Annotated in this window: 20 protein-coding genes and 1 riboswitch; of the genes, 11 read left to right on the top strand and 9 right to left on the bottom strand. The window is 46.0% G+C overall.

Annotation, left to right across the window (positions count from 1 at the left end; genetic code table 11):
* Positions 1-10 precede the first annotated feature (10 nt).
* Entirely contained in the window at positions 11-631 is a 621-nt protein-coding gene (gene cysC / locus VFDL14_RS02325; protein ID WP_032553300.1) for an adenylyl-sulfate kinase, read from the top strand.
* A 77-nt stretch (positions 632-708) separates the two neighbouring features.
* Here the strand turns inward: cysC and VFDL14_RS02330 are convergent, their stop codons facing one another.
* From VFDL14_RS02330 to VFDL14_RS02355, 7 genes are all read right to left on the bottom strand, one after another.
* A complete protein-coding gene (locus tag VFDL14_RS02330) occupies positions 709-1620 on the bottom strand; it encodes a TIGR03899 family protein (protein WP_032553299.1) in 912 nt (303 codons plus the stop codon).
* Positions 1621-2106: 486 nt separating this feature from the next.
* Entirely contained in the window at positions 2107-2619 is a 513-nt protein-coding gene (locus tag VFDL14_RS02335) for a DUF3299 domain-containing protein (protein WP_032553298.1), read from the bottom strand.
* Positions 2620-2633: 14 nt separating this feature from the next.
* On the bottom strand, positions 2634-3893 hold the full coding sequence (locus VFDL14_RS02340; protein ID WP_032553296.1) for an ABC transporter permease: 1260 nt from the start codon (positions 3891-3893) through the stop codon (positions 2634-2636).
* Positions 3890-4606, bottom strand: a complete 717-nt coding sequence (locus VFDL14_RS02345) for an ABC transporter ATP-binding protein (protein WP_032553295.1) — start codon at positions 4604-4606, stop codon at positions 3890-3892. Before VFDL14_RS02345 ends, VFDL14_RS02340 begins: the two co-directional genes overlap by 4 nt.
* 156 nt (positions 4607-4762) lie before the next feature.
* Entirely contained in the window at positions 4763-5545 is a 783-nt protein-coding gene (gene zrgA, locus VFDL14_RS02350) for a zinc uptake protein ZrgA (protein WP_032553294.1), read from the bottom strand.
* A gap of 45 nt (positions 5546-5590) precedes the next feature.
* Positions 5591-5881: a DUF2607 family protein gene (locus VFDL14_RS24165; protein ID WP_419177379.1), complete on the bottom strand. Its 291-nt coding sequence runs from the start codon at positions 5879-5881 to the stop codon at positions 5591-5593.
* Positions 5882-5970: 89 nt separating this feature from the next.
* Positions 5971-6522: a YtfJ family protein gene (locus tag VFDL14_RS02355; RefSeq protein WP_032553293.1), complete on the bottom strand. Its 552-nt coding sequence runs from the start codon at positions 6520-6522 to the stop codon at positions 5971-5973.
* Positions 6523-6773: 251 nt separating this feature from the next.
* On the opposite strand from VFDL14_RS02355, the gene VFDL14_RS02360 reads away from it, so the two are divergent.
* The gene (locus VFDL14_RS02360) at positions 6774-6974 is read left to right on the top strand and encodes a DUF1107 family protein (RefSeq protein WP_032553292.1); all 201 of its coding nucleotides are present in this window, start codon (positions 6774-6776) and stop codon (positions 6972-6974) included.
* Positions 6975-7054: 80 nt separating this feature from the next.
* Here VFDL14_RS02360 and msrA read toward each other — a convergent pair whose 3' ends face one another.
* On the bottom strand, positions 7055-7684 hold the full coding sequence (gene msrA / locus VFDL14_RS02365) for a peptide-methionine (S)-S-oxide reductase MsrA (protein WP_032553291.1): 630 nt from the start codon (positions 7682-7684) through the stop codon (positions 7055-7057).
* 168 nt (positions 7685-7852) lie between these two features.
* Here msrA and VFDL14_RS02370 point away from each other — a divergent pair, with 168 nt between their 5' ends.
* The 4 genes from VFDL14_RS02370 (at position 7853) to VFDL14_RS02385 (ending at position 14119) form a co-directional block, all read left to right on the top strand.
* The gene (locus VFDL14_RS02370) at positions 7853-9565 is read left to right on the top strand and encodes an autotransporter assembly complex protein TamA (RefSeq protein ID WP_032553290.1); all 1713 of its coding nucleotides are present in this window, start codon (positions 7853-7855) and stop codon (positions 9563-9565) included.
* Positions 9562-13317 carry a translocation/assembly module TamB domain-containing protein gene (locus VFDL14_RS02375; protein ID WP_032553289.1) on the top strand — a complete coding sequence of 1252 codons (3756 nt, stop codon included), beginning with the start codon at positions 9562-9564 and terminating at the stop codon, positions 13315-13317. The genes VFDL14_RS02370 and VFDL14_RS02375 overlap by 4 nt, the downstream gene beginning before the upstream one ends.
* Positions 13318-13341: 24 nt before the next feature.
* Positions 13342-13689: a gamma-glutamylcyclotransferase family protein gene (locus VFDL14_RS02380; protein WP_032553287.1), complete on the top strand. Its 348-nt coding sequence runs from the start codon at positions 13342-13344 to the stop codon at positions 13687-13689.
* A 79-nt stretch (positions 13690-13768) separates the two neighbouring features.
* Complete coding sequence (locus VFDL14_RS02385) at positions 13769-14119, top strand: DUF2799 domain-containing protein (RefSeq protein WP_032553285.1); 351 nt, start codon at positions 13769-13771, stop codon at positions 14117-14119.
* Between the two features lie 73 nt (positions 14120-14192).
* Here the strand turns inward: VFDL14_RS02385 and fbp are convergent, their stop codons facing one another.
* A complete protein-coding gene (fbp, locus tag VFDL14_RS02390) occupies positions 14193-15209 on the bottom strand; it encodes a class 1 fructose-bisphosphatase (protein WP_032553284.1) in 1017 nt (338 codons plus the stop codon).
* A 270-nt stretch (positions 15210-15479) separates the two neighbouring features.
* Here fbp and mpl point away from each other — a divergent pair, with 270 nt between their 5' ends.
* The 5 genes from mpl to thiQ all read left to right on the top strand — a co-directional run bounded on the left by mpl (position 15480) and on the right by thiQ (position 21082).
* Positions 15480-16838, top strand: a complete 1359-nt coding sequence (gene mpl, locus VFDL14_RS02395; protein ID WP_032553283.1) for a UDP-N-acetylmuramate:L-alanyl-gamma-D-glutamyl-meso-diaminopimelate ligase — start codon at positions 15480-15482, stop codon at positions 16836-16838.
* Positions 16839-16877: 39 nt separating this feature from the next.
* Entirely contained in the window at positions 16878-17501 is a 624-nt protein-coding gene (locus VFDL14_RS02400) for a flavin prenyltransferase UbiX (RefSeq protein ID WP_032553282.1), read from the top strand.
* Positions 17502-17544: 43 nt separating this feature from the next.
* A riboswitch (TPP riboswitch) is annotated at positions 17545-17664 on the top strand.
* 52 nt (positions 17665-17716) lie between these two features.
* Positions 17717-18709, top strand: a complete 993-nt coding sequence (gene thiB, locus VFDL14_RS02405) for a thiamine ABC transporter substrate binding subunit (protein WP_032553281.1) — start codon at positions 17717-17719, stop codon at positions 18707-18709.
* Positions 18710-18779: 70 nt separating this feature from the next.
* Entirely contained in the window at positions 18780-20378 is a 1599-nt protein-coding gene (thiP, locus tag VFDL14_RS02410) for a thiamine/thiamine pyrophosphate ABC transporter permease ThiP (RefSeq protein WP_032553280.1), read from the top strand.
* Entirely contained in the window at positions 20378-21082 is a 705-nt protein-coding gene (thiQ, locus tag VFDL14_RS02415; RefSeq protein ID WP_032553279.1) for a thiamine ABC transporter ATP-binding protein, read from the top strand. Before thiP ends, thiQ begins: the two co-directional genes overlap by 1 nt.
* Position 21083 lies beyond the last annotated feature (1 nt).

Below are 21083 nucleotides of genomic sequence, written 5' to 3'. Positions count from 1 at the left end.
AGGACTAATTATGACCACTGCAGTGAAACCGAAAGACGAAAATATCGTGTGGCATGAGCATTCTGTTGATAAAGCCTTTCGCTCTCAACTCAAGTCACAAAAACCAGCGGTATTGTGGTTTACGGGGTTATCGGGTTCAGGTAAATCAACGGTTGCTGGCGCGTTAGAAACACGCTTGGCGCAACTGGGTTACCATACATATCTTCTGGATGGCGATAATGTTCGACATGGATTGTGTAGCGATCTCGGCTTTTCTGAGCAAGATCGCCGTGAGAACATTCGTCGTATTGGTGAGCTTGCTAAGCTGATGGCCGATGCTGGTCTTATCGTACTTTCTGCTTTCATCTCTCCTCATAAAGCGGAGCGTGAGTTGGTACGAAATCTACTACCAGATGGTGAGTTTTTAGAGGTGTACGTGAACACACCAATCGAGGTGTGTGAGCAGCGTGACCCTAAAGGGCTTTATAAGAAAGCGCGAGCAGGGGAGATCCCTAATTTCACTGGTATCAGCTCGGTGTATGAGGCGCCTGAGACGCCAGAAATCGATCTTCCTGCTGGCGATAAGACATTGGATGAACTTGTTGAACAGTGTATTGAAGCGTTAGAAGCCCGCAAGATTATTGCTAATTAACACGAAATTATCGTCAACTAACTCTATATAGCCTTGGTTATCGCCAAGGTTATGTTGTTTTATAAGACTATATTGTTTTATACGGTGTGATTTACGCTGCCAGGTTTTGCTTCGGCTTGCACCGTAAACTTCTGACTGAGCAGAGCAATGAGCTGGTCATAGTAAGCACTGTTTGGCTTGTTTCCGAGTAAAACACACAATTCATTACCCGTTGGACTGAAGCGATAGTAGACCAACTTCACTCCTTTTGAGAGCGGTGTAATTGCCATCTGTTTACCTTGGTAGGTGAGATTGAGTGCTGGATCGAAATCGATCTCTCCCGATTCCAACTCCGTTCCATGCAGAATACCTAGCTCAATAAGATGCAATAAGCTTGAATAGGGCAGGTTATGACTGCCTAAGTTGATGGTGCTAGCGCCCGTTCTTTTCCCAAAACTGAATAAGCCTGCCTGGGTTTTGAAGCCGAGGAGCAGCTTGCGGCTATTGTCACTGCCAAAGCTACACGCTAATGAAGCAGCACGCTGCAGAGTTAACGCCTCTTTAGGGGTCATATCTTGCAGGATTTGCAGCGCCTTCATTGAGGTCGACCCCGGGTTAGTTACCTCTCTCTTTAACACTTGAGCCCACAGCCTCTGCATCGAGCTGTTGTGGATCTCTTGAGCCATATCGAAGAACCGATACAGCCAATCTTGATCAGGATCGCCAGCCGCTTCATCTTTGCAGGACATATGTGCCAGTTTCAGAATCTGCTCAAGGTTCTTCTGACGCAGCTCTTTGCGCTTTTTCTCTCGCAGCAGTGCCCGTTCTATCAGTGATTTCTCTGCTTTATCAGATGTTTTACTTTCTGGGCTAAGCAGTGCATCCAAACCAAAGTTCTGGGCGATATTGAGCATTCGACTGGCGCTGTCGGCAATATGGGGCTTTTTCTCTTGCTTTGGAGCAGTGTCATTCACATGTTCAATGATCACGGGCTGTTGCGAGTCAGACATAGCGATACCTACAAACCTTAAGACAGAAATGTAACTGGTTAAAATGTAACTCTTTATGGAACTTGTGACTAGGGGCTGTCGATCTTTCGAGACTAAATTTGTTCGGATGGGTGCGCCTAGTCAAAATCGTTTTAGGCTCAGAAAGAGGCGAGTAACTTCAATATTACGAATAAAGTTGAAGGATTAAACAAAATTTACTTTTTATGATGATAATAAAATGTTAAATTTGTTGTGTAATCCAAGGAGGAGTTATGAATCAGGTGAATGATAATAAGCTGAAAAAACAGCTGGCAATTGGGCTATTACTCGTTAGCTATGTCGCTATTCTAGCGTATCTGTCTAAATATATTGCGTAACCTAGCGATATTTCATCGTTAGAAAATTGTTATAACACCAGTTGCTTATAGAACCTAGCTTATAAATGTTGCCTATAAAAAATGGCAGCCCAAGTGAGCTACCATCTTCATATTCGTTAGAACGATATCCCTACATATCGTCGTATTCTTCGATTGCTACCCCTTCAATAAGATAGCCAGTCTGCGCCAAGTCGTGCGTAATGGTCTCTGTTTTCAGTGTTCCCACTAGATAGATAACATCCCACAGTTGTTGGATCGGTGCGCCTTTTGGAAATTTCACATAGATGATCTGGTTAGGTGGCGGCGGCGGTACGTGAATACATGCCCCGAAATATGGCACCAGTAGAAACTCAGTGATCATATTCTCATCCCCTTCTAGAGGGATAACAAAACCAGGAATTTTTACTTTGCTTCCATTCAGCTCTGGGCGGATAGCACCAAGCTTAGATTGCTGAGGGTTCTCTTGGCTGTGATCGACGGTTGGCATGCCGAAGGGATCGAGCTGAGCGCGTTCCGATTCTGGAATTAGGTCGATCCATTCCAAAGTAAGGACTGATTCCTCGGTTGATGGTGCTTCTGCGTATGCGGTTGTCGCAAACGGAAACAGAAGCAACCCAAGGATCAGCAAGAGTTTGTGCTGCATAATGTGTTCCTATATTAAATTCGAATGGTCATGCCATCAGCAAGTGATTGACGATACGCGCGGAATGCGGGAATAAAGCCAATGATAATTCCAGCAATTTGAACCATCATAATGAGTTTCCACTCATGTGGGGTGATTGCGGATATTGATATGTTGATACCATAACTTTGTTGCACGATAGGAGCAACTACTGCAATTAAACCAAAGAGCAATCCGACGCCTAACGTAATACCAAGGAAAGTAAGCGCACTGGCTTCACTGATCAATAAACCGAATACGTGTCTTGGTCTCGCGCCCATCGCTCGTAGGATAGCCATCTCTCTACGACGCTCTTGTAAGCTAGTCAGTAGACTGCTGAGCATCCCGAGTAGACCTGCCACAACGACAAAGCCAGATACGACTAGCAGTGCTTGCTCAGCAACTGCCATCATGCCCCACAATTCATGCAGTGCAATGCCTGGCATGATCGCGCTCAAAGGCTCTTGTCGGTAGGTATTGATTTCGCGTTGCAGTGCGAATGTCTGAATCTTTGAGTTCAGGCCCAGCATCATTGCTGTGATCTGTTTTGGCTGGAAGTCGTAGGTTTTCAGTGCTTCGGCATCCGGCGTATGACCGAGATTGGCTCCAGATTCCCAACCAACGTGAATGGCCTCGATAGCCTCGAGTGATACGTGCACCGTTTTATCTACTGGTGTTCCTGTTGGCGCAATGATACCGACGATCGTAAATGGCAAGTTGTCGTGGCGGCTGAATGCCACATCACTAATACCATGCGCTAGGATGATTTGATCACCAATCTCATAGTCGAGTTGTTTTGCTACATCCGCACCGATCACCACATCAAACAGCTCATTAAACTCACGCCCTTCTTGGAGAGTAAGTGGTTGCTTACTTCCATAGCGATAGTGCTCAAAGTAGCTGTGGTTGGTGCCCATCACACGGAAGCCTTTGTGCGAGTCACCCAGAGAGATTGGAATCGCCCATTTTACTGCTTTATGCTGGCTGAATTCTTGGTAGCTTTTCCAGTCGATGTTATTGGTTGCGTTGCCGATTCTGAACACAGAATAGAGCAGTAGGTTCACTTGCCCTGAACGACCACCGACAATCAGGTCGGTTCCAGAAATGGTATTGGCGAAGCTGCTTTTTGCCTCTGTGCGCACACGTTCTACACCAAGCAGAAGAATGACGGAAACCGCAACGGTTAGAATCGTAAGAATGGCTGTGGCCTTACGGTTGAGTACACTTTTGAGCGCTAAGTGAGTGATTACTTTCATACGATAGCCTTCGCTTGGTTAACGGTCGTGAGGTCGATGCTGCGAGTGAACAGCTTTTCTAGCGTTGGGTCATGACTCACAAAGATCAGCGTGGAGTTGGCTTGGTCAGCCTGCTCAAGCAGCAGTTCAATGAAAGCTTCTCTGTTGTCATGGTCGAGTGCGGATGTTGGTTCATCGGCAATAATGATTTGTGGCTGGCCCATTAAAGCTCTTGCGGCCGCGACTCGCTGTTGTTGACCTATGCTGAGTTCGGTGACCGGTTTGTTCATTAGGGCTTCAGCCAGCTTTAGTCTCTGGAGAAGTGTTTCGGCCGTGGCTTTTAAGTCGTGGCTACCTTGGGTGACATTCTGTTTTCTGATGTTGGAAAACTGACAAGGTAGGGTCACGTTGTCCGTCACTGATAGGTATGGCAGCAGGTTAAATTGTTGGAAGATATAGCCTATATGGTCGGCTCTAAACTTGTCGCGTTGACGTGGCGATAGTTGGTTAAGGTCTTGACCCAAGATAGAAACTTCACCTTGTTGTGCTTGATTTATCCCCGTTAACAACCCTAGTAGTGTCGATTTGCCACAACCACTCGGCCCTTTAATAAAAAGATGCTCTTTGGCATGGATATGAAGAGAGGGTATTTCGAGCGTTGGTGGAAGGTCAGGCTTCCAACGGAAACTGACGTTTTCCAATTTAACGACAAGCGATGATTGGTCAAAGGACATATAAGCTCCTACTCGCTAAGCGGTTTTGCTTAAATCGATATTCTAGGGAATTGCTCTATGAATCACTATTTGAGCGACTCTGTTTCTATGAGAGCAAGGCAGCCAAGTGAGTGCTCACTTGGCTGCTGTACGTTGTGTTTCTATATCAATGAAATATTAGAAACGGAAGCTAGTGTTGCTTGGCGTTAGCTTCTGTTGAGTCTGCGCGCGATCCGTTAATAGGTTCACAGTAATAGACTCTGTATTGGCAAAGTTAGAGAACCATTGTGTTTCAACTGTGTCTAGCTTAGCCACGTTTGAACATTGGTAGTGGTATTCGATTGTGAACTCACCGTGTCCACCTGCAGCATGGTCGTGGTCATGATGATCGTGTTTGTCATGGTCGTGGCCTTTGTGGTCATCATGATCGTGCTTGTCATGGTCGTGGCCTTTGTGGTCATCATGATCGTGCTTGTCATGGTCGTGACCTTCGTGGCCATCATGATCGTGTTTGTCATGGTCGTGACCTTCGTGGTCATGATGATCGTGTTTATCATGGTCGTGACCTTCGTGGTCATGATGATCGTGTTTGTCGTGATCGTGACCTTCATGGTCGTGGTCATGGCCTTCATGATCATCTTCACCCAAAGTATGAGTCACAGACTTGTACTCTAGCGTACAATCCGCGCCTTCAAACGCGAATAGCTTGCTCGGTTGGTTCAGTAGTGCTGTCGCTTTTTCTAGTGCCGCCACTTGCTCTGGTGTTTGCGGAGCGTGCTCAAAACCAACAACGTCTGCACCCGGAGCGGTTACTTCAACCAAAAGCTCTTGGCCGTCTTGAGCGATATTGACTTCAACCTCTCCGTGAACGTGAGCATCATGAGAGCGAAAGTGATCCTCAGCGATAGCTGTAGCAGATACTGTCATGCCGATAACAACGGCTAAAATAGAAGGTTTCATTGGGTATTCCTAAATAAAAAGATAAATTAAAAACAGATTAAATGATTAAGTTATCTTCATGGGTGGTGAACGGGCGAGATAAGCAAAGTACAGTCTTTGTAGCTTACGAGCTGGTTCATTGGATAGGACAATGAAATCGATATTTAATTCAGGAAGTTGTGGTAAATCGTGCGCGAACCCCAACTGACTGGCTGAAAACAGTTCACATTGATGATGAGCGTGATGTTCCGGATCGGCATCTACGATGTGGTGCGCCACGGACCACGACAACATGATCATTAACCCGAGCATGCACAGGACGGAACGTCTAATTGTGAGTGAGTGGGCTCGCCAGATCATGATGAATTAAACCAAAAAAGAAAAAGGACGTTGTTATAATATAACAACGTCCTTTCAAGAAATCTCGTAAAAGAGAGTAATTATTATTAAAGATTTGCTTTAATAAGTTGAATAACTTCAGAGACTTCGGTTTCGTTTAACGCCCCTTCTTTTACAAACAGGACCTTACCTTGTTTGTCTTGGACGATAATTGCAGAGCTCTCTTCTTTTAGAGCCCAGGCCGATGCCGCGGTACCTTCTTCATCCAGTACCATTGAAGACCAAGGAAACTCTTCCTTGCTGCTCTCAGCTGAAGATTTTACAAAAGATCCAGTACCCCAAATCGCATCATCTTGGTTGATGATGGTCGTGGTTTGGTATGCATCTTCTGGGAATTTAGACGCGGTAATTGCTGCCATTAGAGGTGCGTTGAGCTCTTTAGAGCTGCTGCGTCCGGCAATCGCTTGAACAACGCGAACTTTACCCAACATGTCTGTGGTTGCCCAAGCTTGATAGCCTGTTGAACCGTCATTTAGAGTGATTTCACCGTGAGCAGTGACGCTAACTGGTGGTAGGGTTTCGCCGACTGATAGGTTGTGAGCATTGGCGAAGATTGGAGAGGCTGCGGCTAATAAAGCCAGTAGAGTTTTGTTTTTCATTATATTTTTGTTCCGCTTGTTGGTTTGCCCTCGAAGTATAATATGAAATAAATAAAATGCCTCGCTTACTTTTTTATCGTACGTCGTTGAAAGGTGTTGCGGAGTTGTTACTAAAGGGTATAATGCAACTATATCAAGGGAATCGACAGGTTTTCTTGCTGTCAGCCAACGGAAATGGCTGTTATTTGTGCTTTGCTCAAAAGTGAAGAGCTGATCACAAACTGTTGTACTCAAAGGAATTGAGGTTGTCTATGCTACGTGAGTTTTCTACTTACCGCCCTCGTCAAGTGGCGCGTTTCGTTAAAGTCCTGTTCAAAGGTCAATTCAGCATCGAAGGTATCGGTGAATTCAGATTCGACCAAGGAAAAGTCCTTCTTCCTGAAGTGACGGATCAAAAAAAGCTTAATGTATTTAAAGAAGTGAATGGCACCATCGCTTGCATGTCGATGTAGTACACATTGATTTCAATGGTTGGAATGAAAGGGCTTGATGTATCAAAGCCCTTTTTTGTTTGTATCGGTTAATGATTTATTTACTGAGGTGGGAAGCAGACCCCAGTTCCGCCCAATCCGCAATAACCGTTTGGATTTTTAGCAAGATATTGTTGGTGGTAATCTTCGGCATAGAAGTACTCACCAGCTGGCAGTACCTCCGTTGTGATCTCTGAACCTCGCGCAGCTTGCATCGCTTGTTGATAGCTCTGCTTTGAAGATTCAGCAATGGATTGCTGTTCGTTGCTAAAGGTGTAGATCGCAGAGCGGTATTGAGTGCCGAGATCATTTCCTTGACGCATGCCTTGGGTTGGGTCATGACTTTCCCAGAAAGTTTTAAGCAGTGCTTCAAGAGGTAAGATACTTGGGTCAAAGACCACACGCACGACTTCCGTATGACCTGTTTGACCTGTACATACTTGTTGGTATGTCGGGTTATGAGTGAAGCCGCCAGCATACCCTACAGAGGTTGAAACGACCCCTTCAAGTTGCCAAAACAAGCGCTCAGCCCCCCAAAAACATCCAAGGCCAAGCAGTATCTCTTGTTGCCCTGAAGTGGGTGGAGCAAGCAGATCACTTTGATTCACGAAATGTGGTTCTGAGACTGTGATCGGGTATGAGTTCCCAGGCAAGGCTGTTTCTTCAGAAACCATTTGTTGTTTATTGAGCATTGCTATGTTCCTTTTAGAGGTATCTATACGCGTTAACTGTCTTTAAATATACGAGTAACTCTTTAAATTAGACCGTTTTATTGCTTGAATTATTACAGACGCGCTATTGAATTAGCGGTATGATCTCCCTTTGATTCTTAACGTATTGATAACTTCTCCCAATTAATCATGATAAGAAAAACTTTACCAGTTCTGATTGGCACCTTGCTCTCCTCAAGCTTTGCCTTTGCCGATGTCTCTCTTGAAATTGAGGGACTGGATGGGGCGCTTGAAGATAATGTCGATGCCTACCTGAGCGCTATCCCGGAAGAAGAGTATTCTGTATCTTTGCGTTTTCAGTCTCGTTTAGAATCAATGATCAAAGAAGCAGTAAATGCTTTGGGTTATTACCACCCTGAAATCACCTTTACGCCTTCTGAAGATGACAGCGAACTCTTAGTGAACGTTAAGCCTGGTGAGCCTGTTGTTATCTACACCTCTGATATCGTTATCTCCGGAGAAGCGGAAAACGATCCTGACTTCTTAGCATTAGTTGCAAAAAGTAACCTTCAAAAAGGCAAGGTGTTGAATCATAGCCACTACGACTCGCTTAAATCATCAATGCGCAACCTAGGGTTAGCCAAGGGTTACTTTGATGGCAATTACGAACTGAGTCGTCTTGAGGTTGCCCCTGAACTTAACCGCGCTTATGTTCGTTTACATTATGACAGCGGTATTCGTTATCACTTTGGTGAAACGACCGTAACAGGCAGTCAGATTGAAGAGGATAAGGTTCAGTCATTGAAGCCGTTTGAGCAAGGTCAGCCTTATGAGATCGCCAAGGTCGGTGAATACAATCAGAACTTATCTAATACCGATTGGTTCTCTTCCGTGTTTGTTGAACCCGACCTTGCCGAATTGGGTAACGGTCGTGAAATACCAATGAAGGTGAGCTTAGCGCCTCAGGCTCGAAATCAGCTCGAAACCGGTATAGGTGTCTCTACCGACCTAGGGGTTAAAGGCAGCCTGAAGTGGAAAAAACCGTGGGTAAATAGCAGCGGTCACAGCTTCAATAGCAGCCTCTCTATCTCGAAGCCAGAGCAGACCATTACTGCCAGCTACAGAATACCGCTTGATGACGTACTCAATGACTACTATCAAGTTACTTACGGTATGAAGAATGTTGACAATCGAGATACCAAGAGCCTGGAGTCCAACCTGAAACTTGAGCGTTTTTGGCGTTTAGATAACGGTTGGCAGCGCACTGTATTCGTTCGTTATTTATTAGAGAACTATGAACAGGGCCTTCAAGATGATGTCGCGCAGTTTGTACTGCCGGGTATCTCTTTTTCTCGTACGCGTACTCGCGGTGGTGCGATGCCGATGTGGGGTGATAAGCAAACCATTATGCTGGAAGCAGGGGATGATTCGCTGCTTTCTGAAACTAAGGTGATTCGTTTTCAGGGCAGGACGGCTTGGATTCGTAGCCTTGGCGAAAACCATCGCGGTCTAACGCGCTTAGAATATGGTGCTAACTTTGCGGATGAATTTGAAAAGCTATCTCCATCTCTGCGATTCTTTGTGGGTGGTGATAATAGCCTTCGTGGTTACGGCTATGAGTCTATCTCCCCCGTAGATGAGAGCAACGCTCTAACTGGTGCGAAGTTTATGACCACAGCGAGTTTTGAGTACCAATATCGCCTTTATGGCAACTGGTGGGGGGCGATGTTTTATGACATTGGTGACGCCTTTAATGATACGCCTGATTTAAAAGCGGGTACCGGTGTTGGTATTCGTTGGGCATCTCCGGTAGGGCCTGTGAGTCTCGACTTTGCTTGGGGCTTGGATGCCGATCCGGGTGATGAATTCCAAATACACTTCACTTTAGGGCCTGAGTTATGATTAAAGTGATTGGCAAAATTTTCAAATGGACTTCGATCTCTATCGTCTCTATTTTGCTGCTAGTTCTGACCTTAGTTGGTCTCGCTCTATTCACCAACCCGGGTTTAAATGCCGTACTTTGGGGAGCCGAAAAGGCTTTACCACAACTCAAAGTTGAGAGTACTAAAGGGGCGCTTTTCCCTCGTTTTAGCCTTCACAACGTTCAATTTGTCGATGAAAGCCTGCACATCAACACTCAGCTCGACAAGATTGAGTTGGCGATCAATCCAAGATGTCTGTTGGACCCTCAAGTTTGTGTTGATGAGCTGACTCTACAAGGGCTCGATTTCGCCTTTACTGAACTTCCACCGCCTGCAGAGGAAGAAGCAGAACCAACAGCACCGTTAACCTCTATCTCGACGCCATTACCTATCACTCTTAATCGTGTGAATTTTGACGATATCTCTCTCGATATTCTGGGAAACAAGATTGATTGGCAACGTTTTTCAACCGCGATGAATATGAAGGGGGACGTGTTAACTATCTCCCCTACCGTATTCGATGACCTTACCGTTAAGCTCGCTGAAACAGAGCCTTCGGTTGAAGAGGATGCAAAACCGGAAACGGCTAAGGAAGCTGAAGCGATTGTTTTACCAGAAGTATGGATTCCGTTGACGGTCGCTCTTGAACGCTTTGATTTGAATCGCTTTAAACTTGAACAAGAGACGCCAATCATCGTAAATCACCTAGGACTTGAAGCGAAAGTGGGTGAGCATGATGTCGATGTACAAGCACTTGAGCTGGATATGCCACAGGCTGAGGCAGACCTTGAAGCAAAGGTGCAGCTGAAAGGAGGGTACCCTCTTGAACTTGACCTCTCAGCCCTAGTTAAAGAGACCGACGTGGCAGGGCAGAAGCTTCAATTATCAGCGAAAGGCAGTGTGGAAGAGCTAACGCTGGATGCCACGTTATCAGAGTTGATTGAAGCTAAGCTATCTGGCGAACTTAAACCTTTAGAGCCAACACTGCCTTTTGACCTCGAATTGAATGACGGCAAAGCGCAATGGCCATTGAAGGGCAATAGTGACTATCAGGTTGCCATTAAACAGTTAAAAACCAACGGTTCATTGGAAGGTTTTCAGCTAAACCTAGATGCTAACGCCAAGGGTAAAGATATCCCAGATATCAGTCTTGATGTTGAAGGTGCAGGTAGCACTGAGCATATTGACTTACAGCGCCTTGATATTGCGACATTGGGCGGGCATGTCACTGGTGCAGTTAAGGCCAACTGGAAAGAGCTAGTGAACTGGCAGGCTGACATTGGTTTGCAGCATATTCAACCTGGATTGCAATGGCCAGAGGCTGAAGGGGATATCAGTGGCAACCTCAAGACATCTGGCAGCTTAACTGAGGTTGGTGGTTGGCAAGTGGAACTACCAACTTTAGATATCGATGGCATCTTAAGAGAGTACCCACTCAACATTAAAGGTCAGCTCTCTGCGTCAGATAAAACAGCCTCCGGAGAACCGAGTGTTGAAACTTCAGGGCTGCGCCTATCGCACGGTGTCAACGCGATTAATGTGGTTGGTAAGCTGGATAAGCAATGGGATATGGATGTTGCTATTGATTTTCCAGAGCTGGTGAAAAGTGTTCCTGATTTGAGAGGTACGTTGGTTGGTGATATCGCGCTATCAGGGCCTATGAAAGAGCCAAATGTCGATTTAGGCCTGAACATTAATAGCGTTAAATGGAAAGACGAAGCAACACTGGACAGTTTAGCTCTGAATGGCTCTGTAACGCCGTTGCCAGCACCTCAAGCAGATATTGTGCTTAAAGCGAATGGCATCAGCTACCAAGAACAGAAGGTGGAAAGTGTTGAGTTAAAAGTGGATGGTGGTGAGAAGAGTCACAAGCTCACTCTGGATGTTGTTTCCGACATCGTATCAACCAGCCTCGCTATCTCAGGCGAATTGGTTCAGAAGCCATCAATGGTTTGGAAAGGTGCACTTGAGCGCGTGACGCTTTCAACGGAGCAGGGGCCATGGCGACTTGAGAAGCCCGTGGCTATCACTGCGGATATCGATAAGCAGTTTGCGGATGTTGCTGCACACTGTTGGTTGCAAGCTGATTCAAGTGTCTGTCTGACCGAAGATATTCGAGCGGGTAAATCTGGTACGGCCAAGCTTGCGATTACTGATTTTGACTTTGAACAGGTTAAACAGTTTATCCCTAAGGCAACACAGCTAACAGGCTCAGTTAATGTGCAAGCTGAGGCTAAATGGGATGAGAAACTGGCACCTGAAGTTAGTGCTCAAATTGAACTGCCGAAAGGGCAAGTCATTCAAGATGCGGGAGAGTCGATCACATTAGGTTGGGAGAGCATTAAAGTAAACGCCAAGCTAAAAGACAATCGACTTGAGGCAGATTGGCTACTTGACGTAACTGATAACGGAGACCTGACTGGCTCTTTGGTTCTTCCTGATGTAGTTGTTGAAGACAAGCAAGTTGAGGCGGCGCTGCAGCTCAGTACGTTCCATCTGGATTTTCTTGCACCACTGTTAGGTGAATACAGCTTGTTGCAAGCCCACTTGTCGAGTGACCTCAAGGTAAAAGGCTCGCTGATGCACCCGCAAGTCTTCGGCTCATTTATGGTAGATGACATGCAAGTTAAGGGAGATATCACGCCTGTGGATATCAAAGACGGTCGTATTGGACTCGACTTCGATGGATACAGTGCCAATCTCGATGCTGCGATTGTTACCCCTGATGGTCAATTGGACGTTGAAGGTAAAGGGCAATGGCAAGATCTTGAAGCATGGAGCACTCAGGTGCGAGTGTTTGCCGATGACTTGATGGTCGATGTACCGCCAATGGTCAAAGTGAAAGTTGTGCCTGATATGACGATAGATATCTCTCCAAAGCTTGCGCGTATCACGGGTGATATTTCACTGCCTTGGGGACGTATTGTTGTTGAAGAGCTACCACCGAGTGCCGTTGGTGTCTCTTCTGATCAGGTGATTCTCAATAAAGATCTGCAACCTGAAGGCGAAACTAAAGTTCCGTTTAATGTAGAAACCAATATTAATATCTCGATTGGTGATGACTTTAAATTGTCTGCATTTGGTCTAGAGGGTGACCTAGTGGGTAAGCTGAATGTCGCGCAACGAGACCAGGGACCGTTTATTACCGGTGAGGTCAACATCGTTGATGGTACATATCAATCATTTGGACAGGATCTGATCATCAAAGAGGGTAAGATCTTAATGAATGGTCCACCAGATCAGCCTTATGTCGCGATCAATGCGATTCGAAATCCTGACAATACACAAGATGACGTGACGGCGGGGGTTCGAGTGACAGGCCCAGCAACGGAGCCAAAAATTGACATTTACTCCGATCCTTCGATGCCACAAGCTAACGCATTGTCGTATCTACTTCGTGGACAAGATATCGATGGTGAAGCGGGCAGTGGCTCGATGACTACGACCTTAATCGGCCTGAGTTTAGCTAAAAGCGGTAAAGTGGTGGGAGAGATTGGTGAGGCCTTTGGTGTTCAAGACCTTCAACTTGATACCGCAGGCTCAGGCGAAGACTCACAAGTCACGGTAAGCGGCTACATTCTTCCAGGCTTACAAGTGAAATACGGTGTTGGTATCTTCGATTCTCTGGGGGAATTCACAGTGCGTTATCGTTTGATGCAGGACTTGTACGTAGAAGCGGTTTCTGGTGTAGACAGCGCGGTAGACCTGCTCTATCAATTCGAGTTTGAGTAATTGTTTGATGGAGTGGGATTAGCGATGTCACACCTGGTGTTTGTGTATGGGACTCTGAGAAAAGGGCAACATAACCATCATTTTTTAAAGCAGAGTAAGAAGTTAGGTGATTGGATAACCCCGCCTCAATTTGCACTTTACGATTTAGGTCGATATCCAGGCATGATTTTCGGAAAGAAAAAAGTGGTTGGGGAGGTCTATATAGTCAACGACGATGTTTTGGCTTCGCTCGATCGGCTCGAAGATGTACCTATTGAGTACCGTCGTGAACAAATTGAGACTATATTTGGATTAGCGTGGGTTTATTTGTATCAGTTTGATTTAACTGAGCAACGAGAGATTCTTTCTGGTGACTGGTGTAAACGAGAATAAGCGTTTGAAGTATGAGCCAGGAGTATAGTTCCGACGTAGTAGTTAGAGTCTCAATGAGTCTTTCTAGTAGGAGGAAATTATGAAATATCTAGTATTGGTGTTTTCTATCGTGCTTTTCGGTTGTGCGCAATCTCCACCATCTACATCGAATGTCGATGATTGGCAGCTGTTTGGTGAGCAAACTGCGATGAAGGGATTCACAAAAAAAGATGAAGCGACGTTATCTAAGTCAGCAGCATCCCCAATTGATTCTGAACTTTATGCTGCATATGACAAGGGATACGAGGCTGGTCGAATAGAGTATTGCTCTCAGAACCCAAGATCATTGGGGCGTAAGGGTGAGCAGTACCATGGTATTTGTGATGATATCGACAAGTGGTTCCGTATTAAGTTTGAAGGTGGTGCGCAGTCGAAGATTGATCTTCGCTAGACCTTGCCAAAGTCTATATACAACAAAGCCAGTACGCGAGTACTGGCTTTTTAGTCTCTGAGAAAACTAAGCTTTAAGCTTCATCTCGGTTTAGCTCAAGAAACTCTTCTACTTTGTTTACCATGTTCTTTGAACCAACAAAGAATGGTACACGCTGATGTAGTTCAGTTGGCTTGATGTCCATAATACGCTGAACACCATCAGAAGCTACGCCGCCTGCTTGCTCCATGATGAAGGCAATTGGGTTGCACTCATATAGAAGACGCAGTTTACCGTTCGGGTGACTTTGCGTGCTCGGGTACAGGTAGATACCGCCTTTTAGCAGGTTACGGTGGAAGTCTGATACCAGAGAACCAATGTAACGTGAAGTGTATGGACGGTTGTCACTAGGCTCATTCTCTTGGCAGTACTTAATGTACTTTTTCACACCCGTTGGGAAACGAATGTAGTTACCTTCATTGATTGAGTAGATCTTACCTTCATCTGGGATCATCATGTTTTCGTGAGAAAGACAGAAAGTACCTAGCGATGGGTCGTAAGTAAAGCCGTTCACGCCATTACCGGTTGTGTAAACCAGCATAGTTGAAGAGCCGTAGATTACGTAGCCCGCTGCAACCTGCTTGTTACCAGGCTGTAGGAAGTCTTCTTGGGTTGGTGGCGTACCAATAGGTGATACACGACGGTAGATAGAGAAGATCGTACCCACAGACACGTTCACATCGATGTTTGATGAACCATCTAGTGGGTCCATTAGCACCACGTACTTAGCGTTTTTGTTCAACTCTTTGTTGAATGCTACCGCTTCGTCTTCCTCTTCACTCGCTACACCACATACTTGGTCACGAGCTTCCAGAGCTGCTTTGAATTTGTCATTCGCGTAAAGATCAAGCTTCTGTTGTGCTTCACCTTGTACGTTGTCGGTGCCGACAGCACCAGTAATGTCGACAAGACCCGCTTTATTGATTTCTCGGTTAACGATTTTCGCAGCAAGACGGATCGACGATAAAAGGGATGATAGATCACCACTTGCATGGGGAAAGTCACTTTGTTTCTCAACAATGAACTCACCAAGGGTGCGCATCTCAGACATGTTATTTCCTTAAACTTCTCTGAATAATTGGGGGATTCAAGCGCTATTGGGCTGCCTCTTAAGTGGGCATTATTCATCTAGTCGCTTACGTAAATTCTAAGCTTTAGATCTTTTTAATGGTAATGAAGTAAGCGACACAGATCTCACTTAGAATGTCGACTAAATTTGTTTTGCATTGTGGCTCGCTTTTGTTGGGCGATTCATGATAAGAAATGCACATAATCTTGATTAAGAAATCAGTCTTTTTGCCCCGTTTTTTGGAAGCGATATATGCATATTCATATCTTAGGAATTTGCGGCACCTTTATGGGTGGTGCAGCGGTGTTAGCTCGTCAATTAGGTCACAAAGTGACAGGTTGTGATGCCAATGTTTACCCGCCAATGAGTACACTATTAGAGTCGCAAGGCATCGAAATCATTGAAGGTTTTGACCCGAGCCAACTAGAGCCAAGACCTGATCTGGTGGTGATTGGCAATGCGATGAGTCGTGGCAATCCTTGTGTTGAATATGTACTAAATAACAACCTTAAATACACCTCGGGACCTCAATGGCTACAAGAGTTCCTGCTGCATGACCGCTGGGTTCTAGCGGTGTCTGGGACTCATGGTAAAACGACTACGGCTAGCATGCTGGCATGGATCTTAGAGGATTGTGGTTATGCGCCGGGCTTCTTAGTCGGCGGGGTGTTGGGCAACTTTGGTATCTCTGCTCGCCTAGGTGAAAGCATGTTCTTTGTTGTTGAAGCTGACGAGTATGACAGTGCTTTTTTTGATAAGCGTTCTAAGTTTGTTCATTACCATCCTCGCACTTTAGTGATGAACAATCTTGAGTTTGATCATGCGGATATTTTCGACGATCTTGAGGCGATTAAGCGCCAGTTCCACCACCTGATTCGTACTGTTCCAGGCAATGGGAGAATTTTCGCTCCTCAACAAGACCGTGCTCTTGAGGATGTATTGTCTCGCGGTTGTTGGAGTGAAACGGAATTTGCTGGGGAAGAGGCGGATTGGCGTGCGGAAAAGCTAGTCAAAGATGGCTCGCAGTTCAACGTGTTCTTCCAAGGTGAGTGTGTCGGAAAGGTTGATTGGCCGCTGGTGGGTGATCATAACGTCAATAATGCCTTGATGGCGATCGCTGCTGCAAGACATGTTGGCGTGACTCCCGATCTGGCATGTGAGTCTTTGGCGAAATTTATCAATACCAAGCGTCGTTTAGAGCTAAAAGGGGAAGTTGCTGGGGTAACGGTGTACGACGATTTTGCGCATCACCCAACTGCAATTGAACTAACTTTGGGTGGCTTACGTAATAAGGTCGGCAACAACAAAATTATCGCCGTGTTAGAGCCTCGCTCTGCTACGATGAAACGAGGTGTGCACAAAGAAACCCTTGCCGATTCATTGAAGAAAGCAGACAGCACTTTCTTATTCCAACCAGACAACATTGATTGGTCGGTTAAAGATGTCGCAGACGCTTGTCATCAGCCCGCTGTTGTCAGTGACGACCTAGATGCCTTAGTCACGAGCATTGTTGAGCAAGCACAACCTGGTGACCAAATTTTGGTGATGAGCAATGGTGGTTTTGGTGGTATTCATCAGAAATTACTTGATGGTTTGGCGGCCAAAGGTTAAATACACGCGTTCTAATCGATTTAAGAAGTACAAGAGATCATGACCAAACAGAGTAAAGCGATTACCCTCGCATTCACTGGCGCTTCTGGTGCCCCATATGGTTTGCGCTTACTAGAGTGCCTACTCGCCGCTGACTATCAGGTGTACCTGTTGATATCGTCGGCCGCTAGAGTGGTGCTTGCGACCGAACATGATCTCAAACTGCCTTCAGGTCCCGATGCGGCCAAAGCGGCATTGGTCAAACACCTAAATTGTGACCCTGAGCGTTTGGTTGTGTGTGGTAAAGACGATTGGTTTTCTCCTGTTGCTTCAGGCTCTGCTGCACCCAAGCAAATGGTTGTTTGTCCATGCTCGGCAGGGAGTGTTGCATCTATTGCTCACGGTATGTCAGATAACTTGATTGAGCGCGCTGCGGATGTGGTCATGAAAGAGCGCGGTCAATTATTGTTAGTGGTTCGAGAGACGCCATTCTCGACGCTACACTTGGAAAATATGCACAAACTCTCGACTATGGGAGTGACCATCATGCCCGCCGCTCCTGGTTTCTATCATCAGCCAAAATCGATCGATGACCTTGTCGATTTCATGGTGGCTCGTATTCTTGACCACCTAGGTATCGAGCAGGGGTTAGTACCAAGATGGGGCTACGATCAGCGCCATTAAGGCGAACTTTGTAGCTTATTGGTTAAAATACAATTACAATTCTGCTCACTCATCGGGGAGCTAAACATTCAAATCATGAATGGCGGCTGAGATCAAGTGTCAACTTGGGACCCGTAAACCTGAACCAGATAATGCTGGCGTAGGAATTGAGTTAGGCAGTACTTTTCCATTGTCCTCCCTCAAGCCTGTGCCGCTCAGACCATGGAGAGCGTCCAGTGAAATTTGCATTAACCACTCTTGCTGTTACTACAGCAGCTTCTTTTTCCGCACTAGCGTCCGATAATACTCTAACTGTTTATACCTATGACTCTTTCGCTGCAGATTGGGGCCCGCGTCCTGCTGTCGAGAAAGCATTTGAAGAGAAATGTGGTTGTGACGTGAACTTTGTTGCGCTGGAAGACGGTGTTTCAATTCTTAACCGCTTGCGTCTAGAGGGGGGCAATAGCAAAGCCGATGTTGTGCTTGGTCTTGACCAAAACCTAATGGCGGAAGCTAAGAAAACAGGACTACTATCTGAACACAACGTCGATACTTCTTCTGTTGTGCTACCTAATGGCTGGGACGACAGCACCTTTGTTCCTTATGATTTCGGTTACTTCTCCTTTATCTACAACACAGAAAAGCTATCAAACCCACCTAAGAGCTTGAAAGAGTTGGTTGAGCAGCGTGATGATCTTAAGGTGATTTACCAAGATCCTCGTACTTCAACACCAGGCCAAGGTCTGATGTTGTGGATGAAGTCGGTTTATGGCGACGATGCAACTCAAGCGTGGAAACAGCTTTCTAAGAAAACCGTTACTGTCACCAAAGGCTGGTCTGAGGCTTACTCAATGTTCCTTGAGGGCGAGTCAGATATGGTGCTTTCATACACGACCTCACCGGCTTACCACATCATCGCTGAAAGCGACACTAAGTACGCGTCTGCTGACTTTGCTGAAGGTCACTACACGCAAGTGGAAGTGGCAGCAAAAGTGAAAGGCAGCGATAATGAGAAGCTAGCGGATGAGTTTATGGCATTCATTCTAAGTGACGAATTCCAATCGGCGATGCCAACGGGCAACTGGATGTACCCAGTGACGGATGTCGAGCTACCAAAAGGGTTTGAGCAACTGACGATGCCTAAGAAATCTCTGAGCTTTACTTCTGAAGAAGTGGCTGAGAAGCGTAAGCCATGGATTCGTGAGTGGCAAAACGCCCTGACTTTTTAATTAAGTGCCCGACTTAGGGCATTAAGCCTCTATCTCAATTAGGGGCTAAACATCGAGACAATCACTCTTTATGTTAAAGAATACACCTAAGGTGGGTATCTGGGTCGCATTGACCATTACTGCCTTTGTGGTTTCATCGGTAGGGGCATTGCTTAGCAATGCCCCTTCTCTTGATATCAGCCAAGTATGGTCTGATCCGTACTATTGGCACGTTACCAAATTCAGTTTCTACCAAGCGACGCTATCCATGTTATTGAGCGTCGTATTTGCAGTTCCTGTGGCTCATGCCTTATCTCGCCGCCAGTTCCCAGGGCGTTCTCTGCTGCTAAGACTGTTTGCTTCCACCTTGGTTCTGCCCGTGTTAGTCGGTGTTTTTGGTATTTTGGCTATCTATGGCAACAGTGGTTGGCTAGCAAAACTGCTTCAAGCTGTTGACGTAGAGCTGCCATTCTCCATTTATGGATTGAATGGCATTTTGCTTGCGCATGTCTTTTTCAATTTGCCCTATGCAAGTCGATTGTTGTTACAAGCCTTGGACACGGTTCCAGTGGAGCAACACAAGTTATGTGCACACCTTGGAATGAGTCACTGGGATAAATTTAAGTGGGTTGAATGGCCACGTCTTAAGCAACAGCTACCGCATGTGTGTGGTTTAGTCTTTATGCTCTGCTTTACCAGTTTTGCGACTGTGATGGCATTGGGCGGCGGTCCTAAGTCGACAACTATCGAGCTTGCTATCTATCAAGCGATTAAATTTGATTTTGATCTTCAAGCTGGTGCTCTGTTAGCGATCTGGCAGATGCTACTGTGTGGTGTATTAGCGGTGAGTATTCAACGCCTTTCTAAGCCAGTATCTGTCAGTGTTGGTCAACTGTCTGAAGCGAAGTTTTTGGTTAAGGACACCTATAGGTCAAAAGCTTGGGACAGCTTTTGGATCATCGTAGCCTCATTACTGGTTTTACCGCCACTGTTGATGGTCATTGTGGGTGGCTTAAACAGTGAAGCGATGGCGGTGTTAACCAGTGAACCGTTTTGGCTAGCGCTATTTAACTCACTGAAAGTAGCGTTCAGTGCGAGTGTGATTGCGCTTTTGGTTGGAGTGGCTATTTTGATGACCAGTCGAGCATGGCGCTTGCAAAACAAGACATTTCGCGCCGATAAGATTGAGCTTATTGGCACCATTATTTTGGTAACTCCCGGCTTAGTGGTGAGCACTGGAATCTTCTTGTTGCTGCGTTCAATCACTGATGTGTTTAGCTTAGCCTTTTTTGTTGTGATTGCCGTTAATAGCCTAATGGCGCTCCCGTATGTGATAAAAAATTTAGCTCAGCCGATGCTACACGTTGCCCAGCAATATCAGTATTTGTGCGCGAGTTTAGGTATGAAAAGTTGGCACCGGTTTAAGCTGGTGGAGTGGCGAGCGCTGCGTAAACCTATGGCGCAGGCCTTCTCGATAAGTTTCATGTTGTCGATGGGGGATTTGAGTGCCATTGCACTGTTTGGCAGTGCCGATTTTAGAACTCTCCCTTTGTATCTATTCCAGTTACTAGGCAGTTATCAGATGGAGGCTGCCGCCGTGGTTTCAGTGAGCTTGCTGATTCTGAGCGTTGGCAGTTTTAGTTTAATTGAATTCTTATTTACTCGAACATCTAACCAGAGAGGTGCCTAATGTTAGTGATGCAAGATGTTGATTACCACTATCATCAGGAGCTGTTTCATTTTGATTTTATGGCTGAACAGGGTGATGTAATTGCCTTGATGGGGCCGAGTGGTGCAGGTAAGTCTACATTGTTGGCATTGATTGCGGGGTTCATTGAACCTTCATCAGGAGTCATTTCGGTCTCCGGTCAATCGCTTGTTGGTTTGGATGCTTACCAGCGTCCACTTGCTATGTTATTCCAAGAGCACAATTTGTTTGCTCACCTTACGGTTAGAGAAAATATCGGCTTAGGGCTGCACCCAGGTCTTAAATTAACCAAAGAGCAGCAACAGCAAGTGCAACAAGCGGCAGAGCAGGTCGGTGTCGATCAGTATCTTGACCGATTGCCGGAGCATCTTTCTGGCGGACAGCGTCAGCGTGTCGCATTGGCTCGATGCTTTGTACAGCCACACCCTATTTGGTTGTTAGACGAACCATTCTCTGCGCTGGACCCTTTGTTGCGAGAAGAGATGTTAGCCTTGGTGAAGCAGCTCGCGGCTGAGCGCAATATTACAGTGATCATGGTGACTCACCATTTGGGAGATGCTCGCAGTATTGCTAATAAATTTGCCTTTGTGGCTAAAGGACAGGTGTTGGTGGCGGATGCGATAGATGCGCTCACTGCTCAGCATTCCCAGCCTGAACTGGCTGCCTTTGTCCGAGCCGGTGAGTAAC

It is taken from the genome of Vibrio fortis, from assembly GCF_000695685.1.
GTDB classification, from domain to species: domain Bacteria; phylum Pseudomonadota; class Gammaproteobacteria; order Enterobacterales; family Vibrionaceae; genus Vibrio; species Vibrio fortis_A.
This window is presented reverse-complemented; position numbering and strand designations above follow the sequence as displayed.

Coding starts and splice junctions, on each gene's coding strand:
- cysC (WP_032553300.1), top strand. CDS start 11: ATGACCACTGCAGTGAAACCGAAAGACGAAAATATCGTGTGGCATGAG.
- VFDL14_RS02330 (WP_032553299.1), bottom strand. CDS start 1,620: ATGTCTGACTCGCAACAGCCCGTGATCATTGAACATGTGAATGACACT.
- VFDL14_RS02335 (WP_032553298.1), bottom strand. CDS start 2,619: ATGCAGCACAAACTCTTGCTGATCCTTGGGTTGCTTCTGTTTCCGTTT.
- VFDL14_RS02340 (WP_032553296.1), bottom strand. CDS start 3,893: ATGAAAGTAATCACTCACTTAGCGCTCAAAAGTGTACTCAACCGTAAG.
- VFDL14_RS02345 (WP_032553295.1), bottom strand. CDS start 4,606: ATGTCCTTTGACCAATCATCGCTTGTCGTTAAATTGGAAAACGTCAGT.
- zrgA (WP_032553294.1), bottom strand. CDS start 5,545: ATGAAACCTTCTATTTTAGCCGTTGTTATCGGCATGACAGTATCTGCT.
- VFDL14_RS02355 (WP_032553293.1), bottom strand. CDS start 6,522: ATGAAAAACAAAACTCTACTGGCTTTATTAGCCGCAGCCTCTCCAATC.
- VFDL14_RS02360 (WP_032553292.1), top strand. CDS start 6,774: ATGCTACGTGAGTTTTCTACTTACCGCCCTCGTCAAGTGGCGCGTTTC.
- msrA (WP_032553291.1), bottom strand. CDS start 7,684: ATGCTCAATAAACAACAAATGGTTTCTGAAGAAACAGCCTTGCCTGGG.
- VFDL14_RS02370 (WP_032553290.1), top strand. CDS start 7,853: ATGATAAGAAAAACTTTACCAGTTCTGATTGGCACCTTGCTCTCCTCA.
- VFDL14_RS02375 (WP_032553289.1), top strand. CDS start 9,562: ATGATTAAAGTGATTGGCAAAATTTTCAAATGGACTTCGATCTCTATC.
- VFDL14_RS02380 (WP_032553287.1), top strand. CDS start 13,342: ATGTCACACCTGGTGTTTGTGTATGGGACTCTGAGAAAAGGGCAACAT.
- VFDL14_RS02385 (WP_032553285.1), top strand. CDS start 13,769: ATGAAATATCTAGTATTGGTGTTTTCTATCGTGCTTTTCGGTTGTGCG.
- fbp (WP_032553284.1), bottom strand. CDS start 15,209: ATGTCTGAGATGCGCACCCTTGGTGAGTTCATTGTTGAGAAACAAAGT.
- mpl (WP_032553283.1), top strand. CDS start 15,480: ATGCATATTCATATCTTAGGAATTTGCGGCACCTTTATGGGTGGTGCA.
- VFDL14_RS02400 (WP_032553282.1), top strand. CDS start 16,878: ATGACCAAACAGAGTAAAGCGATTACCCTCGCATTCACTGGCGCTTCT.
- thiP (WP_032553280.1), top strand. CDS start 18,780: ATGTTAAAGAATACACCTAAGGTGGGTATCTGGGTCGCATTGACCATT.
- thiQ (WP_032553279.1), top strand. CDS start 20,378: ATGTTAGTGATGCAAGATGTTGATTACCACTATCATCAGGAGCTGTTT.